Raw genomic sequence first — 21,692 nt, 5'->3', positions numbered from 1 at the left:
AATTAAATTGTACTTCAAATAAAATTGCAATTCTATAAGTAAGACAATGAAAAATGATTTACCCCTATTGGTCCGATCATTTTTTTTGAAAAAAAATTGATATAAATAAGTGTGATTTATTTAAGTTGTTGAAATACAGTAGTGAGTAAGGGGTGGCAACTAATTCTGTTTTCTACGAAACATCAGGAAGTATACCAATAAATCAGATTTGCTCAACTGAGTTCTCAGTTTTTTAATGGCAGAATTCATCTGATTCTCGATGGTTTTCTTAGAAATGTTTAATGCAATTGATATTTCATCGTATGACATCTGCATATTGCGTCGCATTACGAAAATTTCTCTGCATCGCGGAGGCAAGTTGTCGATAGCCTTTGTGACTTTCACTTTAATGGCTGAAAGGTTTTTTTCCCGATTTAGATCGAAAGGCGTGTCCATCGGATCCTCAATTTCCTCAATGGGAAGATTGGCCTGCTGCATTTTCTTTTTTACCTCGTTGATACAAGCATTTTTTACAGCCCTGTATAAGTAGGAAGAAAGAGATGAGTTGATGTCAGGATTTTTATCCCAAATTTTTAGAAAGATTTCCTGCACCAAATCCTCACACAAATCCTGATCGGGAAGTAATGTATAAGCATATTTGCACAAAGGAGAGTAATACTCTTTGAAACAATTTTCAAAATCGATATTCTTTGTGGTTTTGGATAATTGCATATCACATTTAGATTGGGCTGGATCAAAAATAGAAATATTATCCTATTAAAGAGCTATAATAAATGTGAAGAAAAGTTAATGGTTGAATTGGCTAGGTAAGAGGCAAAAAAAACGGAGTCAATTGACTCCGTTTCTGTTCGAGGATTATCTCTTTTCTTTATATTTTAGAATTTGGCTTCGAAGTGCATCGGCTACCAAATCTGTTGCTTCTTCAAATGTTTTACTTTGTTTTTTTGCAAATAGTTCTGAACCCGGAACTTGCATTTTCACCTCAACAACCTTGTTTTCCTTATTACTTGCTTTGTCAACGTTTAATATTACATCGTAAGTAGTAATACTGTTTTCCAACTTCTCAAGCTTTTTAAGTTTTTGGTTAATGAAAGCTTCTAGCTTACTATCTGCTTTAAAACCTACGGATTGCATCTTCATGTTCATCACAATTCCTCCTATATTTTAATATGCACAAGTGCATAAGTTAATATTCTGATAAGTGTAAACCGGTTTTATTTTTCGCGAATGTTCGGCTTCGTTAAGCCTTTTTGATTAATCTTTCTAGCTTGAAATTAAGCAAAAAAAATAAGCTTATGAAATGAAACATGCGTTTTTATTGAAGTTTAACAAATATTAATTTTCAAAGTCTTCAAAATAAGCGAACTAAAAATTAAGTTTTTTCGAAATATTAAAATTATACTGGAATTTGAATCCTTTAATATATTGTTTAATGTTGTATGTTACCTGTAAAACTACTGTTTTTGTGCTTCATTGTTTTTTGCCAGGGAGTTATTAGGTATGGATTTTTCCTAAAAATAAATTAGATTGCATGTCTACTTCCAATACATTGGCGACTATGGAAATTCAAGAATTACAAAACGAAAATCGTGATCATTTGTCTTTTCAAATGATAGAGATCCATCACAAGCCTGTTTACGACTATAAAAGTATTCATCGGCATGATTATTTTGAAATCATTTTATTTGAAGGAGGCGGAAAAGGATCTCAACTGATCGATTTTGTTGAATATCCAATTCATGAAAAATCATTATATGTGGTGATGCCAAACCAGGTTCATTTGATGAAACGCCACAGGGAGGAAAATGGCATTATTATTCAGTTTACCAAAGAGTTTTTACAAGCCAGCCTTTTACCAGGTCAAATAAATTTCATGCAGTTGCTGAGATCGAATGCTTACACGCAACTTTCTCCTCAAAAATTTCAATTGCTTTATGACAATTTTAAACAATTGAAAGATTTGTATCATTCAAATAATGTGTATAAAAATCAGCAAATTAGACATTTGTTTGGCTATGTTTTCTTTCAAATATTAGATGTACTGCCTCAGAAATCTGAAACCAGCTTACATGATGTTCTACTGGATCAGTTTATCGATTTGGCCGAGAGAAATTTTAAGCAAAAAAGATTGGTAGCCGATTATGCTAAAATGCTAAACGTATCGATTAGTAAGCTGAATACTGAGCTAAAAGAAAAATTGGGGAAAACTCCTTTACAAATCTTACACGAATTGCTTATTCTGGAAATTAAGAGTCTGCTCCTGGCGGAACACATGACGCATAAGGAGATTAGCTTTCGGTTGAATTTTGATAGTCAGAGTTCTTATAGTCGCTTTGTGCAAAAGCATATGGGATGTCGACCTTCCAATTTAAAAGATCAACTGCTTAAAAATTACCAATAGGTTTGTGCAAAAAACAAAATGGCACAATTTTAAGTGAATTTTGCTAATCTTATTTTCCTCCATTTCAGTTTACTTTACTTTCAATAATAACGAAAGAATTGTGTAGAATGGAGATAGAGTTGATTTTGTCTTTTTTAACAGCATCATTGATCTTATCAATTATGCCTGGGCCCGATAATATTTTTGTGCTTACAGAGAGTGTGAGCAGCGGGCAACGAAGTGGATTGTCTATATCATTGGGTTTATCGCTTGGGGTAATGATTCATACCTTGGCTGCAGCTCTGGGGTTATCTATCGTTATTCAGCAATCGGTTCTCATCTTCTCAATTATTAAATATTTGGGTGCTGCCTATTTGTTCTACCTGGCAATATCAGCTTTAAAAACAAAACCGGGAGGAAGCAAAAAGGATTTCACAAAAGGAGCTGAGCGTAAAAGCATAAGTCAACTCATTCGAAAGGGCTTTCTGATGAATGTTTTGAATCCAAAAGTATCACTCTTTTTTATCGCTTTTTTACCTCAGTTTGTTAGTAAATCAGGCTTTAATATCAGTTTTCAGATGATTATTCTGGGCTTTATTTTTATGATACAGGCATGGCTCGTATTTAGCTTCATCGCAATTTTATCTGGAAGATTACATAGATACCTGGAAAGTCCAAATTTCTTAACCATTACCAAATGGAGCAAATTTGGAGTCTTAACGATATTGGCAGGATTATTACTTACATCTGATAAATAATAAATATTTGTTTTGACCTACTAGCCTTTGAATTGTTACATTTTAAGGTATTCGTTTTACTTTATCACGTAAATAAAAAGACTTATAGGGAAGTATGGGGGAAAGGTGCATTGTGGTTAATGAAATTTCCCCCTTTTTTAAAATCTGTATTCGATTAAAATAGTTTTAAACTATACTCAGATTCATAAGTTTGGTAATTATTTTCCTACTCTTTGATGGAAAACTTGCTTTCAGTTTCATTTGATGTTTCCTTTTCTTGTGCTTCTTCAATGGTGATATCGCAACAAGATGGTTTTTCCTTTTTGCTTTCTTTTGTTTCTTCTATTTGAATCGAACAACAATTCGACTTCTTTTTTGATTTTCCAAATAATCCCATTTTACATCTGTTTTTAATGAACTTTACTTTTGTTTACATGATAATATTGAATGCGTAGCCAGTAATAACTGCCACAAGAAAGATGACTGCGATAAATGTGAACAGCAGTTTTTTCTTGAAGATTTTGGCCAGCATGGTCATTTCGGGAATGGCCATTCCGGCGCCCCCAATAATTAGTGCAATGGCAGTACCCATTCCAACCCCTTTTGTAATGAGCGACATGGCAATAGGAATTGCTGTTTCGGCCCTGATGTACAAAGGAATTCCCAAAATTGAAGCTATTGGTACCGCAAATAAATTTCCCTTTCCGGCATACTGGGCAATGGTTTCCCCTTTTGGCAGATAACCATAAATGGCAGCTCCAACAGCAACACCAATAAATAAATATGGAAGTATAGGTAGCAAAGTGTCCCAACCCACTTTTAATGAAATTCCCATTTTTTTCAGAATCGATAAAGATTTTCTTTGGTCGGTTCCATTATTATCGGTTTGCTTACCGCCAGTAACTTTTACTGCCTTTACCTGTTTGGCGAAATTGAATTTTTGAAGCAGATATCCGAAAAGGACAGATAAACTAAAGGACAAAGCAAAATAGATTGCTGCATTTTGCACTCCAACTGTTGCTGCCAACATGGCTACAATAATTGGGTTAAGTAGTGGCGACGAAATTAGAAATGACATCACAGATCCGAAAGGAACTTTTGCATTTAAAAATCCTACAGTCATAGGTATGGTTGAACAGGCACAAAATGGTGTTACTGCACCAAATGTTGCAGCAGCTATATTACCAACAATGCCTTTTCCCTCGAACAGTTTCTGGAGTTTTTGTTGATTCACATGAATCATGATATACTCAATAATTGCCGTAATCAGTATGAACAGAACAAATAACTCCAGGGTGATAAATACAAAGTTTCCCAGTGTTTTGGTTAAGCCATCGTAAAATGGTGTGGGTACAACTCCTAGCGAATGATAAAATAAATTTCTGATTGCTAATATTAAACTCTCTTGCATAATTTTTACTTGTTGATTTTGAATAATGAATTTGATCTGGGTTTATAAATTTTTTCATTATCCGGGACAACAAGTCGATTTTCCACGCTGGCCATAAATGATACGGAACCAGCTTGCTGATTTAATTTTCTCCATTGTTTTATTTCAATCTCATATTGTTTTCACAATAGAGTCGAAACAAGGATTCAAAAGATGCAAAAAGAGAGAATTATTTTTTTTCTTGTTCACGTTTTTCGAGCAGGGGAGTACAGTGACTCTTAATTTCGCAGGAGATAATATTGCCTTGTGCATCCAGTTCAATATCGCAACACTCGTAGAACAAGTCGCGGAGCTTTTTACGTGCTCGCTGTATCCTCGATTTTGCTCCGGGAAGCCCGATATTTAATTTATCGGCAATCTCCTTTTGTGGTATCCCTTCAATGTCGCTCCAACGGAGAGGAACAGCATATTCTTCGGGCAGAAGCTCAATCATATCAGCAATATCTTCGGAAAGAATTTGTTGAAAATCAGGAGAGTTAAAATGATTGTGGATGATGTAATCTTGTTCCTGAAAAGTTTTATTCTGAGCACGATAGTAATCTACAATAGTATTTCGTGTTACCTGGAACAGCCAGCTTTTTAAATTTTTGATGTTTTTCTCACTGATACAGGATTCCATGGTTCTTAAGAAAACCTCCTGCAACAAATCGTCGGCAGTAGAACTATCTTTAATCTGCTGGCGAATAAAGGCCAGCAAATGTGAGCTGTAACGCTGATATATATGATGAATATCGCAATTCATGAATGGAAACTTTTGTGAATAAATTAAGCAAATACTGCTAAGATTACAAATGATAAATTATCTTATTCCTTACTGTGCAGGACAACATGATTGCTCTGTTGTATCTTGTGTAGGGCAACACGAACTTTCAGATTTTGCCGCTTCCATTTTCAAGCTTTGGATCAATAAACCAATTGTGAAGAGGCTCACAATCCATAAGAAAAAACGGGAGGTTTTATTTGGTTTTTGTGAGGTGTCAGCCGTACAACAGGATTTACTATTCTGAAAATAGCTTTTGTAAAAGCCTATGCCCAATGCTACAAATGAAATCCCGATAAGGTAGTACTGAATAGAATGAAGAAATTCCAGCTGACTGGCACCGATTCCTACTGTTGCCAAAATTCCTGCTGCAATTGGTGCACCACAGCATGTTATACTTCCCAAAACAGCCAAAAGTGCTGCTCCAAACCCAGTTAAAGTTGATTTTTTGTTTGTCATATCTATACTTTATAATTTTAAAGTGTATAGAGATGTCGGAAAAGGATGGGAAAAGATGCAGGATTCTTGAAAAAAATGAAAAAAAAAAGCAAGGCCCAAAAAACCTTGCTTTTAACTCTAACCAAACGAACTAATCGTTGAACTTAACACTAAGCTTTTGTACTTCTCTTGAATTTGTTCCTACAAACAGGTGATAAGTGCCTGCTTCGAACAGGAATTTGCCTTCAGGAGAATAATATCCTAAATCTGATTGATTCAGACTGAACTCAATTTCTTTTTCTTCTCCAGCTTTAAAACTGATTTTCTGGAATGCTTTTAACTCTTTTACCGGTCGGGCGTAGGTTGCTGCAGGATCCTGAATGTAGAGCTGGACTACTTCTTCACCAGTAAATTTACCAGTATTCTTTACTTTCACACGTAGTTTTACCGATTCATTCATGGCGTAAATTTCCTTATCTGTTGAAGGTTTGGCATATTCGAATTCTGTATAGCTTAAACCATAACCAAAGGGATAAAGAGCCTCGTTCGGCGCATCGGTATAATGCGACCAAAATACATTTCCGGTAGCAGTTGGGCGCCCTGTGTTCATATGATTGTAATAAATTGGACATTGTCCGGTGGCATATGGAAAAGAAGTGGTTAATTTTCCTGACGGATTAAAATCTCCAAACAATACATCAGCAATAGCGTTACCAGCTTCAGTTCCGGCAAACCAGGTTTCCAGTATGGCATCGGCACTTTCGGCAATCTCAGGAATGGCAACTGGGCGGCCATTCATCAGTACTACAACAATTTTTTTATTCAGTTTCCTGATTTTGTTGTACAGCTCCATTTGCACACCTTTTAAACGAATGTCGGTCTGACTGCGACCTTCGCCCGATTGGAAGCAATCTTCGCCCAAAGCCATAATCACGAGGTCTGATTTTTGAGCAACAGCAACAGCTTTTGCCATCTCAGTGGCATCTGCCTTGGCATAAACCAATTCGTCCAGGAAGTTACGATCTCCCAAAGCCAAATCGCAACCTTTTGCATATTTAATGTTGGTGCTTGAACCTACAGCTTTTTGAATTCCTTCCAAAAGTGATACTGCAGAGTTTTTAATCGCTTGTGCTCTCCAACTTCCTAAAGGAGAATTTTTGTCATCAGCCAATGGTCCAATTACTGCGATTGATTTGGTGTTTTTTGAAAGCGGCAAAAGCTGATCGTCATTCTTCAGCAAAACCATAGAGTGGCGAGCTATTTTTCTTGCTTGTTCACGACTCTCTTTGCTGTAAACTATTTCTTTTTCACGCTCTTCATTCGAATATCTGTACGGATCTTCAAACAATCCCAATCGATATTTTATTTTCAGGATTCTTCGGGCAGCATCATCAATTAAAGCTTCATCAACTTTTCCTTCTTCTACCAACTCTTTTAAGTAAGGAAGGTAAGCACTCGACTCCATGTCCATATCAGAACCTGCTTTTACAGCAAGTTCAGCAGCATGTTTTAAATCTTCAGCAGCTCCGTGCGTTACAATTTCTTCGATACTTCCCCAGTCGGAAACTACATAGCCAGGGAAATTCCATTCTCCTTTTAATAGATCTCTTTGCAGATATGGACTGGCTGTGGCCGGCGTTCCATTAATGATATTAAAAGCATTCATGAAGGTACTCACACCTTCATCAGCGACAGCTTTAAAAGGAGGAAGTGCAATATTGTGCAGCGTGAAAGTTCCGATATCGACTGTGTTGTACTCTCTGCCTGCTTCTACAAAAGCATAGGCAGCAAAATGCTTGGCACAGGCAGCCATGGTGTAATTTTGGCTAAGGTCATCGCCCTGGAATCCCTTTACTCTTGCCACCGATAAAACACTTGCCAGGTATGGATCTTCTCCACAGCCTTCCATCACTCGTCCCCAGCGTGCATCGCGCCCTACATCCATCATAGGAGCAAAAGTCCAGTGCAAACCAGAAGCCGATGCTTCACGTGCAGCCAATTGAGATGAGAGTTTCGAAATTTCAGGATCCCAGGCACATGCTTCGGCCAATGGGATAGGAGCCATGGTTTTGAATCCGTGAATTACATCGTAGGCAAATATCAATGGGATTCCTAACCTACTATTTTCTACTGCCAGTTTTTGTGCTTCGTAGGTTGCCTTGGCTCCAACAACATTAAGCATAGATCCAACACCACCACTTTTAATTTCTTCTAATCGTTTTTGCGATGAGGCATTTTTTGGCGCTGGCCCAGTCATCTCCCAATGACTGGTATATTGGTTCATCTGCCCAATTTTTTCTTCCAGTGTCATTTTTGAAATCAGCTCATCAACAAATTGATCCTCCTTGCTCTTCATGCCTTCATTATTGGTACAAGCAGAAAAAAAGATAAGACATCCTGCTAATAATTGCTCTAACTTGATCATTCTTTGTTCGTTTTGGTTGAGTTTGTAATATGATTTAGTATATAATGGTTTGCATTGCCCTTGCCGGAATTACAATACTTGCAGCAGTATTGCTTCCAACATACAATTGATAGGTAATTTCTTCGTCGGTTGAATTCATCACTACGGTTGCCATTTTCCCATCGGGATTCACAAATGTTGTGCTCTCCAGGAAACTGATACTTGAAACCGTGCTTACTCGTTTGGCTCCAGGCCTGATAAACTTTGAAAAATGGCCAATGTAGTAATAGGATGGTGTATATATTAGACTGTCATTTCTTGTGTCGGCATGAACAGGAGCAAAACAAAGGTTGTTTACATGATTTGGTCCACCGGTTTCATCCAAAAGAATGTTCCAGTCGGTCCAGCCTACTGTTCCACAATTAAAATCGTTAATCATGGAACGACCGTAGCGCTCGGCATTAGGCCAGTATTGGTATTTTTCAGGATCGAATGCTTCGTTGCAGCCTTCGGTAAATAATAATTTCTTGTCAGGATATGATTCCTGAATTCTTTGTAAATTGTCGAACATTGGTTTTCCTTTTCTCCAGGTTTCGTACCAATGGAATCCGGTTCCCCAGGCATATTTAGCAGCTTCAGGATCATCGAAAATTGTATTTGCCCTGTGGGTAATTAAATCTCGATTATGATCCCAAACCACAATTTTTTTATCGGCCAAACCTTCTTTTTCAAAAGTTGGCCCCAGGTGGTTCTTTAGAAAATCTCTTTCTTCTTCGGCAGTATAGATGCACGATTCCCAACGTTGGGTTGCCATGGGTTCATTTTGGATGGTAACACCCCAAACAGGAATTCCTTCAGCCTCGTAGGCCTTGATAAATTTGGCATAGTATTTTGCCCAGGCATCGTAATATTCAGGAAGCAATTTGCCGCCTTGCAGCATGTTTTTGCTGTCTTTCATAAATGCAGGAGGACTCCACGGACTTGCATAAAAAAGAATTGAACCACCAGCCTTTTCAATGGCTCTTTTAATCATCGGAAGTCGGTATTCTTTATCCACATCAATGGAGAATGTTTTTAATTCCTTATCACCTTCTTCGATATAGGTAAACTTGCCCTTGCTAAAATCGCAAGAGTGAATAGAGGTTCGCATTAAGCTGTAGTCAATCCCATTTTTTCCATAATAAGCCTGAAGTAGCTCTTCCTGCTTTTCTTTGGATAGTTTTGCAAAAACTTCGGCCGAAGAATCGGTAATGGCACCACCAATACCAATAAAGCTTTGGAAGGTTTTGTTGGGATTCACAAAAATTGAATTTTCAGTTTCCAATGCTTGTTTCGCCTTTTTAAACTCTACTGTGCCAGATTTATCCAAACGCAAATCAGTATCCTTTGCTGTAGTATAAATACTAGCTTTTTTCCCATCTACGTTCATATCTTTCATCTTTGTCGGCTCTGTTTTCTCACCTGGTTGAATGCATGCTGCCAGGGGAATTGCTAATAATGGAATAAAACGTTTCATATGTATAAATCTATTAGGTGACGAAACAGGTAAAGACTACCCCACAATGAGGTAGTCTTTTGTTATTGTAATATGATTTTAGTAACCAGGATTCTGGTCGGTATCGCTAATTGAATTGTTGGCAATGATTTCATTCTGTGGAATTGGGAACAGTTCATGTTTGTTTGCTGTATAACCTAAGCTTCCTAATTCTTGTACTGCTAAATCCCAACGAACCAAATCCCAGTATCTGCTTCCTTCGAAAGCCAGCTCCAATTGTCGCTCAGTTACGATGGCCTGGAAAATATTATCGGCAGCAGTGATATCTGCCAATCCGGCACGAGAGCGAACTTTGTTCATTTCTACCAATGCCTGAGGATCTTGACTCGAGAAGTGATAAGCTTCGGCTGCCATTAATAAAACATCTGCATATCGCATTAATCGCCAGTTGGTTGTGTAGTTCAGTTCCGGCACTCCGCTTTCACTGGTTTCCGATGAACGAGTTACATATTTCATTCTCATAAATCCTTCGTAATCGTGAGCATTGTCATCTTCGATTACACCACCTGTGGCTTCGAAATCGGCAGCCGACATTACAGTCGCATTTCCACGTTCGGTATCACCGGCATCGATAAATGCCTGGCCAATTTTTGCTGAAGGCATGTTAAATCCCCATCCATTTACAATATCCAAAGATGATCCGGAAAGGTTAAATAAATTGCCACGAGGACCTTGTAACTGAACTTCGATGTTGTTCTCGTTACCACCTCCCCAAGGGAAGTTACCCCAATCGTATCCTTCCTGTGCGGTGTATGAAACTTCGAACAATGATTCTTGCCCAAATTCAGTTTCTTTAGACCAAACATCTGCAAAATTAGGTTCCAGGTCGTATTCGCTACTGCTAATTACTGCAGCCAATTCGCTTGCGGCAGCAGCATATTTTTCCTGGTATAAAAGTGCTTTTCCATAATAAGCCTGGGCAGCACCTTTCGACATTCTGTAACGGTCGGCAGCACTGTATTCGCTCTTCATTGGAAGATTTGGAATTGCTTCTGAGAAATCTTTTTCAATTTGAGCATAAACTTCAGCTACTGTTGATCTTGGCAAATGATAGTCTTCAGAACTAACAGGATTGCTTGTCATTAAAGGCACACCACCAAACATGGTTACCAATTCCAGGTATTGATAAGCTCTAAGCGCTTTTGCTTCAGCAATCATTTCTTGCTTTGCATCTGTATCAGCTTCAACCAAATTGATAATGGTATTTGCAGAACTAATTGCTTTGTAAAAGTTGGTCCAAATGGCTTCGATCTTTGCATTGGTGGTTTGAATTGCAAAGTCATCAATGTTCTGATAACCTGTTTGGTCGCCCGGAGATGAACCCGCTAAACAATCATCGGCAGGTAAATTTTTGATAAAATAAACGCTTGCCCATGCACCGCTCGAGAAATTGTTTTGCATAGAGTTATAGATCCCAACAATAACGGTTTTTACTTCCTCGTCGGTTTCTAAATAGGTTTCACTGGATAATTTACCAATTGGTTCTTTATCGAGAAATTCATCTTCGTTACACGAAGTAATAGAAAAAGTCAAGGCTAATCCTATTAAGAATATATAGTATTTTGAAAATTTCATGTCTTGCGATTTTAAAATTAGAAGTTAACAGATACACCAAAAATTACTTTTCCTGCGATTGGGTATAAACCTCTATCAACACCTTGACGAGTATTGTTAGAACTACCTGCTTCAGGATCTAATCCTTCATAATCAGTGAAAGTAAAGAAGTCATCAAGAGATACAAATACTCTTGCACGATCGATACCTGCCTTTTCAATCATTGCTTTTGGCAGTGAATAACCCAACTGAATTTGCTTAATTCTCATGTAAGAACCATCAGAAACCATCAAGTCACTTCTGTAAACATAGTCGCTTGAATTGTTTGCAGCCGGACGACTTGCGTTGGTATTGGTTGGAGTCCAACGATCGTCATACATAAATTTAGGCTTGTTCGAGAATTGTCTGTCAGAACGGAACCAACCCATAAATACATCATTCCCTTTCGAACCTTGTATGAATAAATTAAAATCGAATCCCTTGTACTGAGCATTAAATGTAGCACCATATAAAATATCGGCATGTGGATCGCCAATATAAGTCTGGTCGGCATCGGTAATTTCACCATCACCATTTACATCAACTACATTTACATCACCATTTGCAGGGTTTACACCATCAGTTTTAAAACCTTTAAATTACCAGATAGGATATCCTTCTTCGAACCATGTTAAATCGTATCCTCTAAGGTTATCACCTTTTACAGGATTATCAACATCTAACCTGGTTACTTCGTTATCAAGAGTAGATAAGTTTAGGTTGATGCTGTATTTAAATTCATTGTCTCGGTTGGTGTAGCCCAATTCAAAATCAAAACCTTTGTTGGTAACATCCCCTACATTCATAATTGGGAAATCGTTACCTGCCGATAATGGACCACTACCTTGAGCCAACAAATCTTTTGTTTTCTTGTGATAGTAATCGGCAGAGAATGATAATTTTCCGTTCAAAGCTCTGAAATCGAAACCTAGGTCTAATTGTTCCGTTGTTTCCCATTTCAAATCAGGATTTACCAATTTGTCAATTTCTGCTCCCGACTGGTAATTGTCGTCTGCTCCAGGATATTGACTGTTGAAAACATAGAACTCTTGTCCTTCATTACCTGGCGTATTGGCGCGGCTTCCATTTTCACCCCAACTTGCACGAAGCTTCAGAAAATCGATTCCTTTTACATTAAAGAAATCTTCTTCAGAAATGGTCCAACCAGCAGAAAATGCAGAGAACACAGCAGCTTGGTTATCCTTTGGGAAAACATCGGCAGCATCACGTCTGATCGAAAATTCCAACATGTATTTGTTCAGGTAGTTGTAAGATAAACGACCAAAGAATGAGGTCATAGCATGTTCTTCGTATGAACCACCAACTTTATCAGCTTCATTTCCAGTTGCGTAACCCTGGTGTGCATATTGACTTCCTTCTTTCACAAGTGGACCTGAGTGCATGGTATACATCGGGCTTTGCGATTCTTCAGCTGAATAACCAGCTAATACTGTAAAGTCGTGATCGCCAAATGCTTTGTTATAAGATGCAAAGTTTTCCCATAACCAGGTGTACCATTTGTTAATATCATCATCAACGTAAGTTTCCGAATTCTGACTTTCTGGAGAGAAATAATATAAAGGTGCCCATCTGTGATCGGTCTGATAGGTTAAATCTAAACCAATTCGTGTAGTAAAGGTTAGGCCTTTAATAGGTTTAAGCTTTGCATATACATTGCCCAGAATTTTATCCTGGGTAATTGTATTTCTATAAGTATCCAACAATGCAAGCGGATTTGAGATTTCACCTGTAGCATATTCCGGCAAACCATAATAGTTGCCATTTTTATCGGCAAGAATGGTATTCCCAGCATCTAATAAAGTTTGAACTCTTGAGGGAGTTCCATTATAAGTAACTGGGGTTAAAGGATCAAGCAATAGTGCCGAGTTTACAGGACTTCTGTACTCATCGTCCTCTCCAATGTATTTTTGTTTGGAATGAGAGAAACTAATGTTGTTTCCAACTTCAATCCAATCTTTCAATTGACTTTTAATATTCGCTCTGGCTGTAAAACGCTCATACTTTGCCTTATCGTCGCCAACAATACCGTTCTGAGAATAGTAGGAACCTGAAATTAAGTAGGAAGTTTTTTCGCTACCACCCGAGAAACTAAGGTGATGCTTTTGCATTGGTGCAACTTCAAAAAGTTCATCTAACCAATCTGTATCAGTACCATTTAATGTTACTGTGCCTGCTCCCGATTCTTCCATCCACTGTTTGTACTCTTCAGCGTTCATTAGGTCCATATCGCTTCTTGCAGATTGAAGGCCATACTGAAAGTCATACGAAATTTTTGCTGCACCCGGTTTTCCACTTTTGGTGGTAATAATGATAACACCATTTGCACCTTCGGTACCGTAAATTGCAGCCGAAGCAGCGTCTTTTAAAACTTCCATTGACTCAATATCACCCGGATCGATATTGTTGATATCACCGGTTTTCATTCCGTCAACAATAAACAAAGGATTCGAGTTTCCGTTGGAGTTAACACCTCGAATGCGGATTTTTGCTCCTGCACCAGGCGATCCGGAGGTAGAAAGGATAGATACACCGGCAGTTTTCCCTTGAATGGCCTGATCGGCTCTTGAAACCGGTACATTCTGAATGTCTTCAGATTTTACACTTGAAATCGATCCGGTAACCAAACTCTTCTTTTTCACACCATATCCAACTACCACAACTTCATCCATGCTTAGAGCATCTTCCATCATGATTACATTGATTGTATTTTGATCGCCAACTAAAATTTCCTGTGTTGTGTGACCAATAAAACTGAATACAATAACGTTTTCGGGACTTGCACTAATGGAATATTCGCCATCAATATTCGATACAGTACCCATGGTTGTGCCTTTTAACGAGATGTTTACGCCTGGTAATGCAAGGCCTTCAGAATCGCTTACCTTTCCGGATATGGTTTTTTCCTGTGAGAAAACCATCGCCGTACTTAATAAAATACTTAGTAACAAGAGGACTGGTTTTAACATCCAATTGCCTCTCATTTGCTTTCCTTTATCTGCTATGGATAAAGTAGCTCTGGAATTGTTAGATTTTTTCATAAATTTGAAATGATTCATTAGCGTTAATTTGTTATGAATTATTTGCCGATTGGATTGGGCCAACATATCCTTTCGGCATTTTTTATTTTGATAATTTGCTTGATCAATCATAGGGTATCATTTTGGGTTAGGTGGAGCATAAATTACATGTGAACATCAATCTGGTAATTTCCTTCAGGATGAACCGGAATAAGATTACCAGTAATTTCTATTCCATTAATTGAGAGAGAATTAATCCCTTTACAATTTCCATTTGGATTGTAAATGTTGATATTGTAGGTAGCATTTCTAAACTTTCTAATCACCTTAAATTCTTTCCAGTTAGAAGGAATACAAGGGTCAATTCTTAAACCATTGTAATCGGGTTGTATGCCTAGAATGTATTGGGTAATTGTATAATAGTTCCATGCAGCAGTTCCGGTTAACCAACTGTTTTTGCCTTCTCCTGGCTTATGCGCATCTTTCCCGGCAATCATCTGGCAATAGATGTATGGTTCCACCTTGTGCAGTTCACTAATTTCTTCGAGGTAGGCAGGGCAAATTTTCTTGAAATAATCCCAAGCCTGATCTCCTCTTCCCAAAAGGGTTTCTCCAATGATAATCCAAGGGTTGTTGTGGCAGAAAATTCCAGCATTCTCCTTATATCCGGCAGGATAAGTAGAGATTTCACCATATTCAATTCGGTACTCCGTAAAAGCAGGATTATTTAATACAATTCCATAGGGTGTATCCAACATTTTTTTAACGCTGTTCAGTGCTTTTTCCGGCATCCCTTCATCTGCTCCAATTTCGGCCATGGTGCACCAGCCTTGGGATTCTATAAAAATTTTACCTTCTTCATTTTCATTCGAACCTACCTTGTTGCCAAAGTAATCGTAGGCTCTTAAATACCATTCGCCATCCCAGCCTTTGCTTTTTACCGCTTCAATCATCTTATCGATATGGATCTGGGCTGTTTTTGCATCTTCACCTTTACCAATTTGATTGCACAGTTTTACATACTCTTTTCCGTAGACCACAAACAGACCTGCAATCATGAGCGATTCTGCCGTATTGCCTTTTTTATTTCCTGTTGTTTGGAAGGATTCGTTCGGATTTTCCGAGAAACAATTCAGGTTTAAACAGTCATTCCAGTCGGCACGACCAATTAATGGCAATTGGTTAGGACCTAAATTATTTACCACATGGTAAAAAGAAACATGCAAATGATGAAACAGACTTTTGGCTTTGCTTTCATCATTATCGAAAGGAACTTGTTCATCGAGTATACCAAAATCGCCAGTTTCCTTGATATAAGATGTAACCGATAGGATCAACCACAGCGGATCATCATTAAAATCTCCACCCAAGGCATGATTACCCATTTTTGTTAAAGGCTGATATTGGTGGTAGCATCCACCATCTTCGAATTGGGTGGCAGCAATGTCCAGTATTCTTTCTTTTGCCAATTCCGGAACCTGGTGTACAAACCCGATTAAATCCTGGTTGGAATCTCTGAAACCCATTCCTCGTCCGATACCGCTTTCGAAAAAGCTGGCACTTCTCGACATGTTAAAAGTAACCATGCACTGGTATTGGTTCCAGATATTTACCATGCGGTTAAGCTTAGGTTCATTGCTTTCCAGTTGGAATGTATCCAGCAATTTCGACCAATAGTTCTGAAGCTCCTCAAAGGCAGCAAGCACCTTCTTCGATGAATCAAACTGCTCCATCATTTTGTATGCCTTACTCTTATTGATTACTGCTTTTGAACTCCATTTGTCATCTTTTTCATTCTCCACATAAGCCAGAATAAAAACAAAATCTTTTTCTTCGCCAGGCTGTAGTTCTATTTCGATATAATGGGATGCAATTGGCGACCAACCATGGGCAATGCTGTTTTTGGAATTTCCATTTTCCACCACTTCAGGATTATTAAATCCGTTGTGCATGCCAATAAAGCTTTCGCGATCGGTATCAAAACCATCTATTTTTACATTGGCAGAGAAGAATGCAAAATGATTGCGTCGCTCTTTGTATTCCGTTTTGTGGTAGATGGTCGAGCCTTCAACTTCCACTTCGCCTGTCGACAGGTTTCTTTGGAAATTGGCCATGTCATCCTCGGCATTCCACAGGCACCACTCAGCAAAAGAGAAGAGTTTTATCTTTTTGATTTTATTAGAATCATTCTGTAGCTTCAACAGGTGTACTTCACCCATGTAATCAAGTGGGATGAAGCATAACAGGTTAGATGAAACTCCGTTTTTCTGACTTAAAAACCGGGTGTAACCCAAACCATGTCTGCACTCGTAATGATCAAGTTTGGTTTGACTTGGTTTAAAGCCTGGATTCCAAATCGTCTCTTCATCTTTCAGGTAATAATATCGTCCACCAGTATCAATAGGAACATTATTATATCGATATCTTGTCAATCTACGGAATTTGGCATCTTTGTAGAATGTATATCCTCCCGCTGTATTTGAAATCAACCCGAAAAAATCCTTGTTTCCCAGGTAATTAATCCATGGGAATGGTGTTTTTGGTGAGTTAATTACGTACTCTCTATTGGTATCATCAAAGAAACCGTACTGCATAATTATTTGTTTAAATGTTTACTTTTTTTGAGACTGTTTCAGATTATCCGTTCAATAAAAATCAACAGTTTCTTAATTTCCTTCTACAAGTCTTCTTCTACTTAATTCAGTAGTTATTTCGTTCATTTTATTTTGGTTCAATGGATATATGCTCATAAATATTGCGCCCAGTATTGCAATAAGTGCCGGAACCCAACTCATAAGCATTTTGATGCCAGGAATGGCTCCTTGTATGGCTGTATGATCTTGTCCGTTGTAATGAAATGCCGCCAGTATAAAACCAATAATTGCACCGGCTACTCCACCTCCAAATTTGGTGGCAAAAGAACCTGCTGAGTAAATCAGGCCGGTTGCACGTCGACCATTTTTAAATTCCGAATAATCGGCAGCGTCACCCAACATGGCAAAGAATAGGGTTGGGAATATTGCTGCTGCAAATTCCGATACAATCCCTAAAGTAAAAATGGCTGCTGTATCGTTAGGACCGCAGAAAAATATGGCTGCATTTGTTACGCCTGAGAACACCAATGCTTGAATGAATAAGCGTTTTTTGCCCATTCTTTTACTCAAAGGAGCGGTAATCATGGCACCTGCAATTGATGCAATCATTAAGGCCACCATAAAGGATGCCGCCAACAACTGGTTGTGCAAATAATGTGTGAAATAGATGACTACAATGCCTTGCTTTATCGAATTGTAAATGCTAAAAAGTAAGCCTATTGTAAGTAGAACCAACCAGGGTTTATTTTGAACAAGATCTTTTAAATCTTTCCACAGGTTATTTTGCTGTTCTTTTGGCGGATGAATTCGTTCTTTGGTGCTTAAAAAGGTAATCAGCATGAAAACAGCCAGGAATCCTGACATCAGGTATATAGAATTACTGTAACCACTTTTTTGGTCGATAACAATGATTTTGTCTTTGTCTAGATTGCTTTCACCACTTACGATAAAGGCATATTCCTTATTTGCTTCAATACTAAAGCTTTTGTTCTTCGAAGGAGTGCTGTCCTGTACCAATTTGGTATCCCAAACAAAATTGGCAATACCATCTTTGGTTTTAATGTTTACATTTTCAACATCTGTTGGGGCCGAAATAACTAGTTGGTATTTTTCACTTTCCAATTCCTTGAGGGTGATATTTGGATTGATATTTCCAAAGTGCGCCACAAGAAAAAGCAAGGCTCCCTGCACCAGCATTCCTCCTGCAAAAGCACCAACCATTCTGTACGATCCAATACTGGTTCTCTCCTTGTCATCACCAGTCATTACAGCCATTAAAGCACCATATGGAATATTGTTGGCAGTGTAAATCAGTGTAAACAGAATATAGGTGGTATAGGCATAGATAATTTTACCTGTATCCGATAGCTTTGGCGAAGTAAATAGCAATGATAAAATCACCGCAAGGGGAATGGCGGTAAATAAAATCCAGGGACGGAATTTTCCATATCTGGTATTGGTTCTGTCGCCTGCAATGCCCATTAAAACATCACTTATTCCATCCGATGAACGTGCTACCAGCATTAAAACGCCAACTACAGCCGGACCAATACCGAACACATCCGTATAAAATATAAACAGGAAGGTGGCTACACCACGCCAGGCGATATTGGCAGCACCATCACCCAAAGCATAACCAACTTTTTCGCGAATCGATATTTTAGAGGTATTGTTCATGGGCATTAAACTGTGAAATCAAACATTTCTTTCCTGGTTTTTTCGTACACATCACGACTAAACATGTATAATCGGGCAGGTTTGTGTGCTACTCCTTTTTGTTTTTCATCTAAAGGAACCAGGTATTTCATTCTTCCAATTTTCTTTCTAAAATTCCTCTTGTCCAATTCTGTTCCCAGGATCACTTCATATACATGTTGTAATTCGGTAAGTGTAAATTTTTCTGGAAGGAGTTCGAATCCAATTGGTTCGTGCTTAATTTTGCTGCGCAATGCTTTTAAAGCTTCCTCAACAATCTGATTGTGATCGAAGGCCAGTTCTCCTATTTCCGATAATGGAACCCACTTTGCAATCCCGCATTTCGATTCCACGATAATGTTGCGAGTCGAAATCAGGGAAAAGAAACCGATGGACACAATTCGTTGTTCAGGATCACGTCCATCGTGAATCAACCATTTTCTGTCTTTTTCTTTTTTTAATCGATTGGGATGTGCAAATGCTTTGAACTGTTCGAGGTAAACATTGTCGAGGCCGGTTCGGTCATATAAAACACGATAAGCAGCATCTTCAATGGTTTCATCCTCATAAATATGATTTCCCGTTAAGGTAAGATCTGTGAATTCAATTTCTTTTGTAGATTCCTTAGTAAGTGTTCGTTCTACAAGCAGAACCTGAAGTTCATTGTCGTTGTAGCCAAATATTACACAGTCTACAGATATATAATCATTTAGAATTCGATTTGTCATTGTTGTAATTGTCGAAATGTTAGGGCTTAAAATTGGTTGTGTAAAAACTACACTAAGTATATTTTGATGCTAATGTAAGACCTTTTTTGATATTGACAAAAAGAGAATTTTAATTTTCTGCAATCGAATTCGCTTTATAAATTGTAAAAAGTACACTAAGTGATTTGTGTTTACTAATCGTTCGCTGTTATTTATGCTCAAATATCTTAGCGCTTATTTGTATTGCTTTTAAATAATTTGTTTGTGTAAAAGTGATTTTTCGAAATAAAACTGGATGTGATCTGTTTCTTTTAACCAGTAGTGGTGCAATTTTGAATCGATCAGAATTTAGAGGATCTATTTTGTCTTATCGTGAAACCAAGTATTTTCGAATTGTCTTTATTTTGAAAGAAGTTATGTTTTTTAATTCTAATATTTTATAATTGTGATTCCGTACCAAACTATACTTCCATGAAGACACATTTTCTTATTATTCCGCTCATGATGATCTTGCTTTTTGCATCATGCTCCAATCCAAATTTTACGCAGAAACAAATTTCACTTATACCAAAACCGGTTTCGTTCGAACTTCATGAGAGTTCATTTCGTTTTCAGTCTAAAACAAGTATTACCATTAAAGATGAAGATGCAAGAAAAGCAGTAAACTATCTGGGAAATATGCTGAGTGCTGCGGCAGGAATTCAAGTAGATGTCTCTGGTGCTAATGAGTTTGGTGACCTGCATTTTACGAAGGCAGAAGGCTTGAAAACTGAAGCCTATCGAATTGAAGTTACGAGTAAACAAATTTTAGTAAAAGCTTCGAGTGAATCTGGATTTTTTAATGCAGTTCAAACCATTCGTCAACTGTTGCCAGAGCAGATAGAAAGCAAAAGTGTTGTTGATGCCGAATGGTTTGTTCCGTGTTGTACTGTTGAAGATGAGCCTCGTTTTTCGTGGCGTGGAATGCACATGGATTTTAGCCGCCACTTCTTTACTGTAGATGAGGTAAAAGAGTTTTTAGACTATATGGCTCTGTATAAATTGAATACCTATCATATGCACCTTACCGATGATCAGGGGTGGCGCATCGAGATTAAGAAATACCCGTTGCTTACCGAGAAAGGGGCCTGGAGAATTGAAAACAATCAGGATACCGTTTGTATGAATCTTGCAAAAGAAAATGAGCTGTATCAAATCGATCCGAAAAATTATCGCGAAAGCAATGGTAAAAAAGAGTATGGAGGATTCTTTAGCCAGGAACAAATTAAAGAAATTATAGCTTACGCTGATGAGAGATGCATTACGGTTGTGCCCGAAATAGATATGCCGGGACATTTTAAATCTGCAATTGATAATTACCTGTTCTTATCCTGTACAGGTGAAGCAGGTTGGGGCAAAGTGTTTTCAACTCCGGCTTGTTTGGGTAAGGAGACTACTTATGAATTCATGGAAAATATTTTGGCAGAGGTGGTTGAATTATTCCCTTGCAAATATGTACATATTGGAGGTGACGAAGTAAGAATCGAATCATGGCAGGAATGTCCGAAATGTCAGGCCGAAATTAAAAAGCATAAATTATCGAACGAACATGAGTTACAATCTCATTTTAATCGTCGAATCGAAAAATTCCTTCAATCCCGAGGAAAACAATTATTGGGTTGGGATGAAATTATTGAAGGTGGATTAAGCAAAGATGCGACTGTAATGTGGTGGCGACACTGGGCGCCACAATCGCCAAAAATTGCTGCCCAAAAAGGGAACGATGTGGTTGTAACTACCACTTCAGCCTATTATTACGATTATTTAAATGATCACAATCCAATCGAAAAAATATATGCCTACGAACCTGTGCCGGCAGATTTAACTCCAGAACAAAGCAAGCATGTTTTGGGCGTACAGGCCAATCTTTGGTCGGAGTGGATTCCAAGTTTTAAGCGTTTACAGTACCAGGCTTTTCCACGTTTAATTCCTTTGGCCGAAACGGCATGGACAGCAAAAGAGCAAAAGAACTTTAAAGATTTTTCGCATCGAATCAACAAACACTATTCTCGCCTGGATGAAATGGGTATTTACTATTACATACCGGCTGTAGAAGGATTAAAAGAGAAAATTGAATTGACCGATACCACCACTGTGAATTTGCAGTTGGCATATCCGCACGACGGGGTAGAAATTTTTTATACACTCGACGGAAGTGTTCCTACAAGAAATTCATTGCTTTACACAGAACCATTTGTGGTAAAAAAAGAAGGTGAAATTAAAGCAAGAGCCTACAAAGGAGAAATGTTTAATGATCTTAAAACTGCAATCGTCTCAAAAGCTGAATAGGCGAGTTGTACAC

17 protein-coding genes are annotated in these 21,692 nt (G+C 38.1%); 3 read left to right on the top strand and 14 right to left on the bottom strand.

Annotated features, from left to right (window positions below):
• Positions 1 to 159: 159 nt before the first annotated feature.
• Together ELS83_RS13110 and hpf are read right to left on the bottom strand one after the other, a co-directional pair.
• Entirely contained in the window at positions 160 to 711 is a 552-nt protein-coding gene (locus ELS83_RS13110) for an RNA polymerase sigma-70 factor (protein WP_171596009.1), read from the bottom strand.
• A 144-nt stretch (positions 712 to 855) separates the two neighbouring features.
• The gene (hpf, locus tag ELS83_RS13105) at positions 856 to 1,140 is read right to left on the bottom strand and encodes a ribosome hibernation-promoting factor, HPF/YfiA family (RefSeq protein WP_249414450.1); all 285 of its coding nucleotides are present in this window, start codon (positions 1,138 to 1,140) and stop codon (positions 856 to 858) included.
• Between the two features lie 418 nt (positions 1,141 to 1,558).
• On the opposite strand from hpf, the gene ELS83_RS13100 reads away from it, so the two are divergent.
• Positions 1,559 to 2,401 carry an AraC family transcriptional regulator gene (locus ELS83_RS13100; protein WP_171596008.1) on the top strand — a complete coding sequence of 281 codons (843 nt, stop codon included), beginning with the start codon at positions 1,559 to 1,561 and terminating at the stop codon, positions 2,399 to 2,401.
• 107 nt (positions 2,402 to 2,508) lie between these two features.
• Positions 2,509 to 3,138 carry a LysE family translocator gene (locus ELS83_RS13095; protein ID WP_171596007.1) on the top strand — a complete coding sequence of 210 codons (630 nt, stop codon included), beginning with the start codon at positions 2,509 to 2,511 and terminating at the stop codon, positions 3,136 to 3,138.
• A 205-nt stretch (positions 3,139 to 3,343) separates the two neighbouring features.
• Here the strand turns inward: ELS83_RS13095 and ELS83_RS13090 are convergent, their stop codons facing one another.
• From ELS83_RS13090 to ELS83_RS13035, 12 genes are all read right to left on the bottom strand, one after another.
• Positions 3,344 to 3,514, bottom strand: coding sequence for a hypothetical protein (locus tag ELS83_RS13090; RefSeq protein WP_171596006.1), 171 nt, complete (start codon positions 3,512 to 3,514; stop codon positions 3,344 to 3,346).
• 33 nt (positions 3,515 to 3,547) lie between these two features.
• The gene (locus ELS83_RS13085) at positions 3,548 to 4,528 is read right to left on the bottom strand and encodes a permease (RefSeq protein WP_171596005.1); all 981 of its coding nucleotides are present in this window, start codon (positions 4,526 to 4,528) and stop codon (positions 3,548 to 3,550) included.
• A 208-nt stretch (positions 4,529 to 4,736) separates the two neighbouring features.
• Entirely contained in the window at positions 4,737 to 5,309 is a 573-nt protein-coding gene (gene sigZ / locus ELS83_RS13080; RefSeq protein ID WP_171596004.1) for an RNA polymerase sigma factor SigZ, read from the bottom strand.
• Positions 5,310 to 5,378: 69 nt separating this feature from the next.
• Positions 5,379 to 5,786 (bottom strand): hypothetical protein, encoded by a 408-nt coding sequence (locus ELS83_RS13075; protein ID WP_171596003.1) that lies wholly within the window; start codon positions 5,784 to 5,786, stop codon positions 5,379 to 5,381.
• A gap of 130 nt (positions 5,787 to 5,916) precedes the next feature.
• Positions 5,917 to 8,190 (bottom strand): beta-glucosidase BglX, encoded by a 2,274-nt coding sequence (gene bglX / locus ELS83_RS13070; RefSeq protein WP_171596002.1) that lies wholly within the window; start codon positions 8,188 to 8,190, stop codon positions 5,917 to 5,919.
• Between the two features lie 34 nt (positions 8,191 to 8,224).
• A complete protein-coding gene (locus ELS83_RS13065; protein ID WP_171596001.1) occupies positions 8,225 to 9,685 on the bottom strand; it encodes a glycoside hydrolase family 30 protein in 1,461 nt (486 codons plus the stop codon).
• Positions 9,686 to 9,763: 78 nt separating this feature from the next.
• Positions 9,764 to 11,299 carry a RagB/SusD family nutrient uptake outer membrane protein gene (locus ELS83_RS13060; protein WP_171596000.1) on the bottom strand — a complete coding sequence of 512 codons (1,536 nt, stop codon included), beginning with the start codon at positions 11,297 to 11,299 and terminating at the stop codon, positions 9,764 to 9,766.
• Positions 11,300 to 11,316: 17 nt separating this feature from the next.
• On the bottom strand, positions 11,317 to 11,658 hold the full coding sequence (locus ELS83_RS13055; RefSeq protein ID WP_171595999.1) for a hypothetical protein: 342 nt from the start codon (positions 11,656 to 11,658) through the stop codon (positions 11,317 to 11,319).
• A 258-nt stretch (positions 11,659 to 11,916) separates the two neighbouring features.
• Positions 11,917 to 14,376 carry a SusC/RagA family TonB-linked outer membrane protein gene (locus ELS83_RS13050; protein ID WP_171595998.1) on the bottom strand — a complete coding sequence of 820 codons (2,460 nt, stop codon included), beginning with the start codon at positions 14,374 to 14,376 and terminating at the stop codon, positions 11,917 to 11,919.
• A 143-nt stretch (positions 14,377 to 14,519) separates the two neighbouring features.
• Positions 14,520 to 16,949, bottom strand: coding sequence for a glycoside hydrolase family 94 protein (locus ELS83_RS13045; RefSeq protein WP_171595997.1), 2,430 nt, complete (start codon positions 16,947 to 16,949; stop codon positions 14,520 to 14,522).
• A gap of 72 nt (positions 16,950 to 17,021) precedes the next feature.
• On the bottom strand, positions 17,022 to 18,626 hold the full coding sequence (locus ELS83_RS13040) for an MFS transporter (protein WP_171595996.1): 1,605 nt from the start codon (positions 18,624 to 18,626) through the stop codon (positions 17,022 to 17,024).
• Between the two features lie 5 nt (positions 18,627 to 18,631).
• The gene (locus ELS83_RS13035) at positions 18,632 to 19,372 is read right to left on the bottom strand and encodes an NUDIX hydrolase (protein ID WP_171595995.1); all 741 of its coding nucleotides are present in this window, start codon (positions 19,370 to 19,372) and stop codon (positions 18,632 to 18,634) included.
• 450 nt (positions 19,373 to 19,822) lie between these two features.
• Between ELS83_RS13035 and ELS83_RS13030 the strand changes: the two genes are divergently transcribed.
• Positions 19,823 to 21,679 carry a beta-N-acetylhexosaminidase gene (locus ELS83_RS13030; RefSeq protein WP_171595994.1) on the top strand — a complete coding sequence of 619 codons (1,857 nt, stop codon included), beginning with the start codon at positions 19,823 to 19,825 and terminating at the stop codon, positions 21,677 to 21,679.
• The last annotated feature ends 13 nt before the right edge of the window (positions 21,680 to 21,692 follow it).

This window comes from Marinifilum caeruleilacunae (assembly GCF_013141825.1).
GTDB classification, from domain to species: Bacteria; Bacteroidota; Bacteroidia; order Bacteroidales; family Marinifilaceae; genus Marinifilum; species Marinifilum caeruleilacunae.
The sequence above is the reverse complement of the archived record's forward strand: the minus strand, read 5'-3'. Positions and strand labels throughout refer to the sequence as shown.

Coding starts and splice junctions, on each gene's coding strand:
- ELS83_RS13110 (WP_171596009.1), bottom strand. CDS start 711: ATGCAATTATCCAAAACCACAAAGAATATCGATTTTGAAAATTGTTTC.
- hpf (WP_249414450.1), bottom strand. CDS start 1,140: ATGAAGATGCAATCCGTAGGTTTTAAAGCAGATAGTAAGCTAGAAGCT.
- ELS83_RS13100 (WP_171596008.1), top strand. CDS start 1,559: ATGGAAATTCAAGAATTACAAAACGAAAATCGTGATCATTTGTCTTTT.
- ELS83_RS13095 (WP_171596007.1), top strand. CDS start 2,509: ATGGAGATAGAGTTGATTTTGTCTTTTTTAACAGCATCATTGATCTTA.
- ELS83_RS13090 (WP_171596006.1), bottom strand. CDS start 3,514: ATGGGATTATTTGGAAAATCAAAAAAGAAGTCGAATTGTTGTTCGATT.
- ELS83_RS13085 (WP_171596005.1), bottom strand. CDS start 4,528: ATGCAAGAGAGTTTAATATTAGCAATCAGAAATTTATTTTATCATTCG.
- sigZ (WP_171596004.1), bottom strand. CDS start 5,309: ATGAATTGCGATATTCATCATATATATCAGCGTTACAGCTCACATTTG.
- ELS83_RS13075 (WP_171596003.1), bottom strand. CDS start 5,786: ATGACAAACAAAAAATCAACTTTAACTGGGTTTGGAGCAGCACTTTTG.
- bglX (WP_171596002.1), bottom strand. CDS start 8,190: ATGATCAAGTTAGAGCAATTATTAGCAGGATGTCTTATCTTTTTTTCT.
- ELS83_RS13065 (WP_171596001.1), bottom strand. CDS start 9,685: ATGAAACGTTTTATTCCATTATTAGCAATTCCCCTGGCAGCATGCATT.
- ELS83_RS13060 (WP_171596000.1), bottom strand. CDS start 11,299: ATGAAATTTTCAAAATACTATATATTCTTAATAGGATTAGCCTTGACT.
- ELS83_RS13055 (WP_171595999.1), bottom strand. CDS start 11,658: ATGTATGACGATCGTTGGACTCCAACCAATACCAACGCAAGTCGTCCG.
- ELS83_RS13050 (WP_171595998.1), bottom strand. CDS start 14,376: ATGAAAAAATCTAACAATTCCAGAGCTACTTTATCCATAGCAGATAAA.
- ELS83_RS13045 (WP_171595997.1), bottom strand. CDS start 16,949: ATGCAGTACGGTTTCTTTGATGATACCAATAGAGAGTACGTAATTAAC.
- ELS83_RS13040 (WP_171595996.1), bottom strand. CDS start 18,626: ATGAACAATACCTCTAAAATATCGATTCGCGAAAAAGTTGGTTATGCT.
- ELS83_RS13035 (WP_171595995.1), bottom strand. CDS start 19,372: ATGACAAATCGAATTCTAAATGATTATATATCTGTAGACTGTGTAATA.
- ELS83_RS13030 (WP_171595994.1), top strand. CDS start 19,823: ATGAAGACACATTTTCTTATTATTCCGCTCATGATGATCTTGCTTTTT.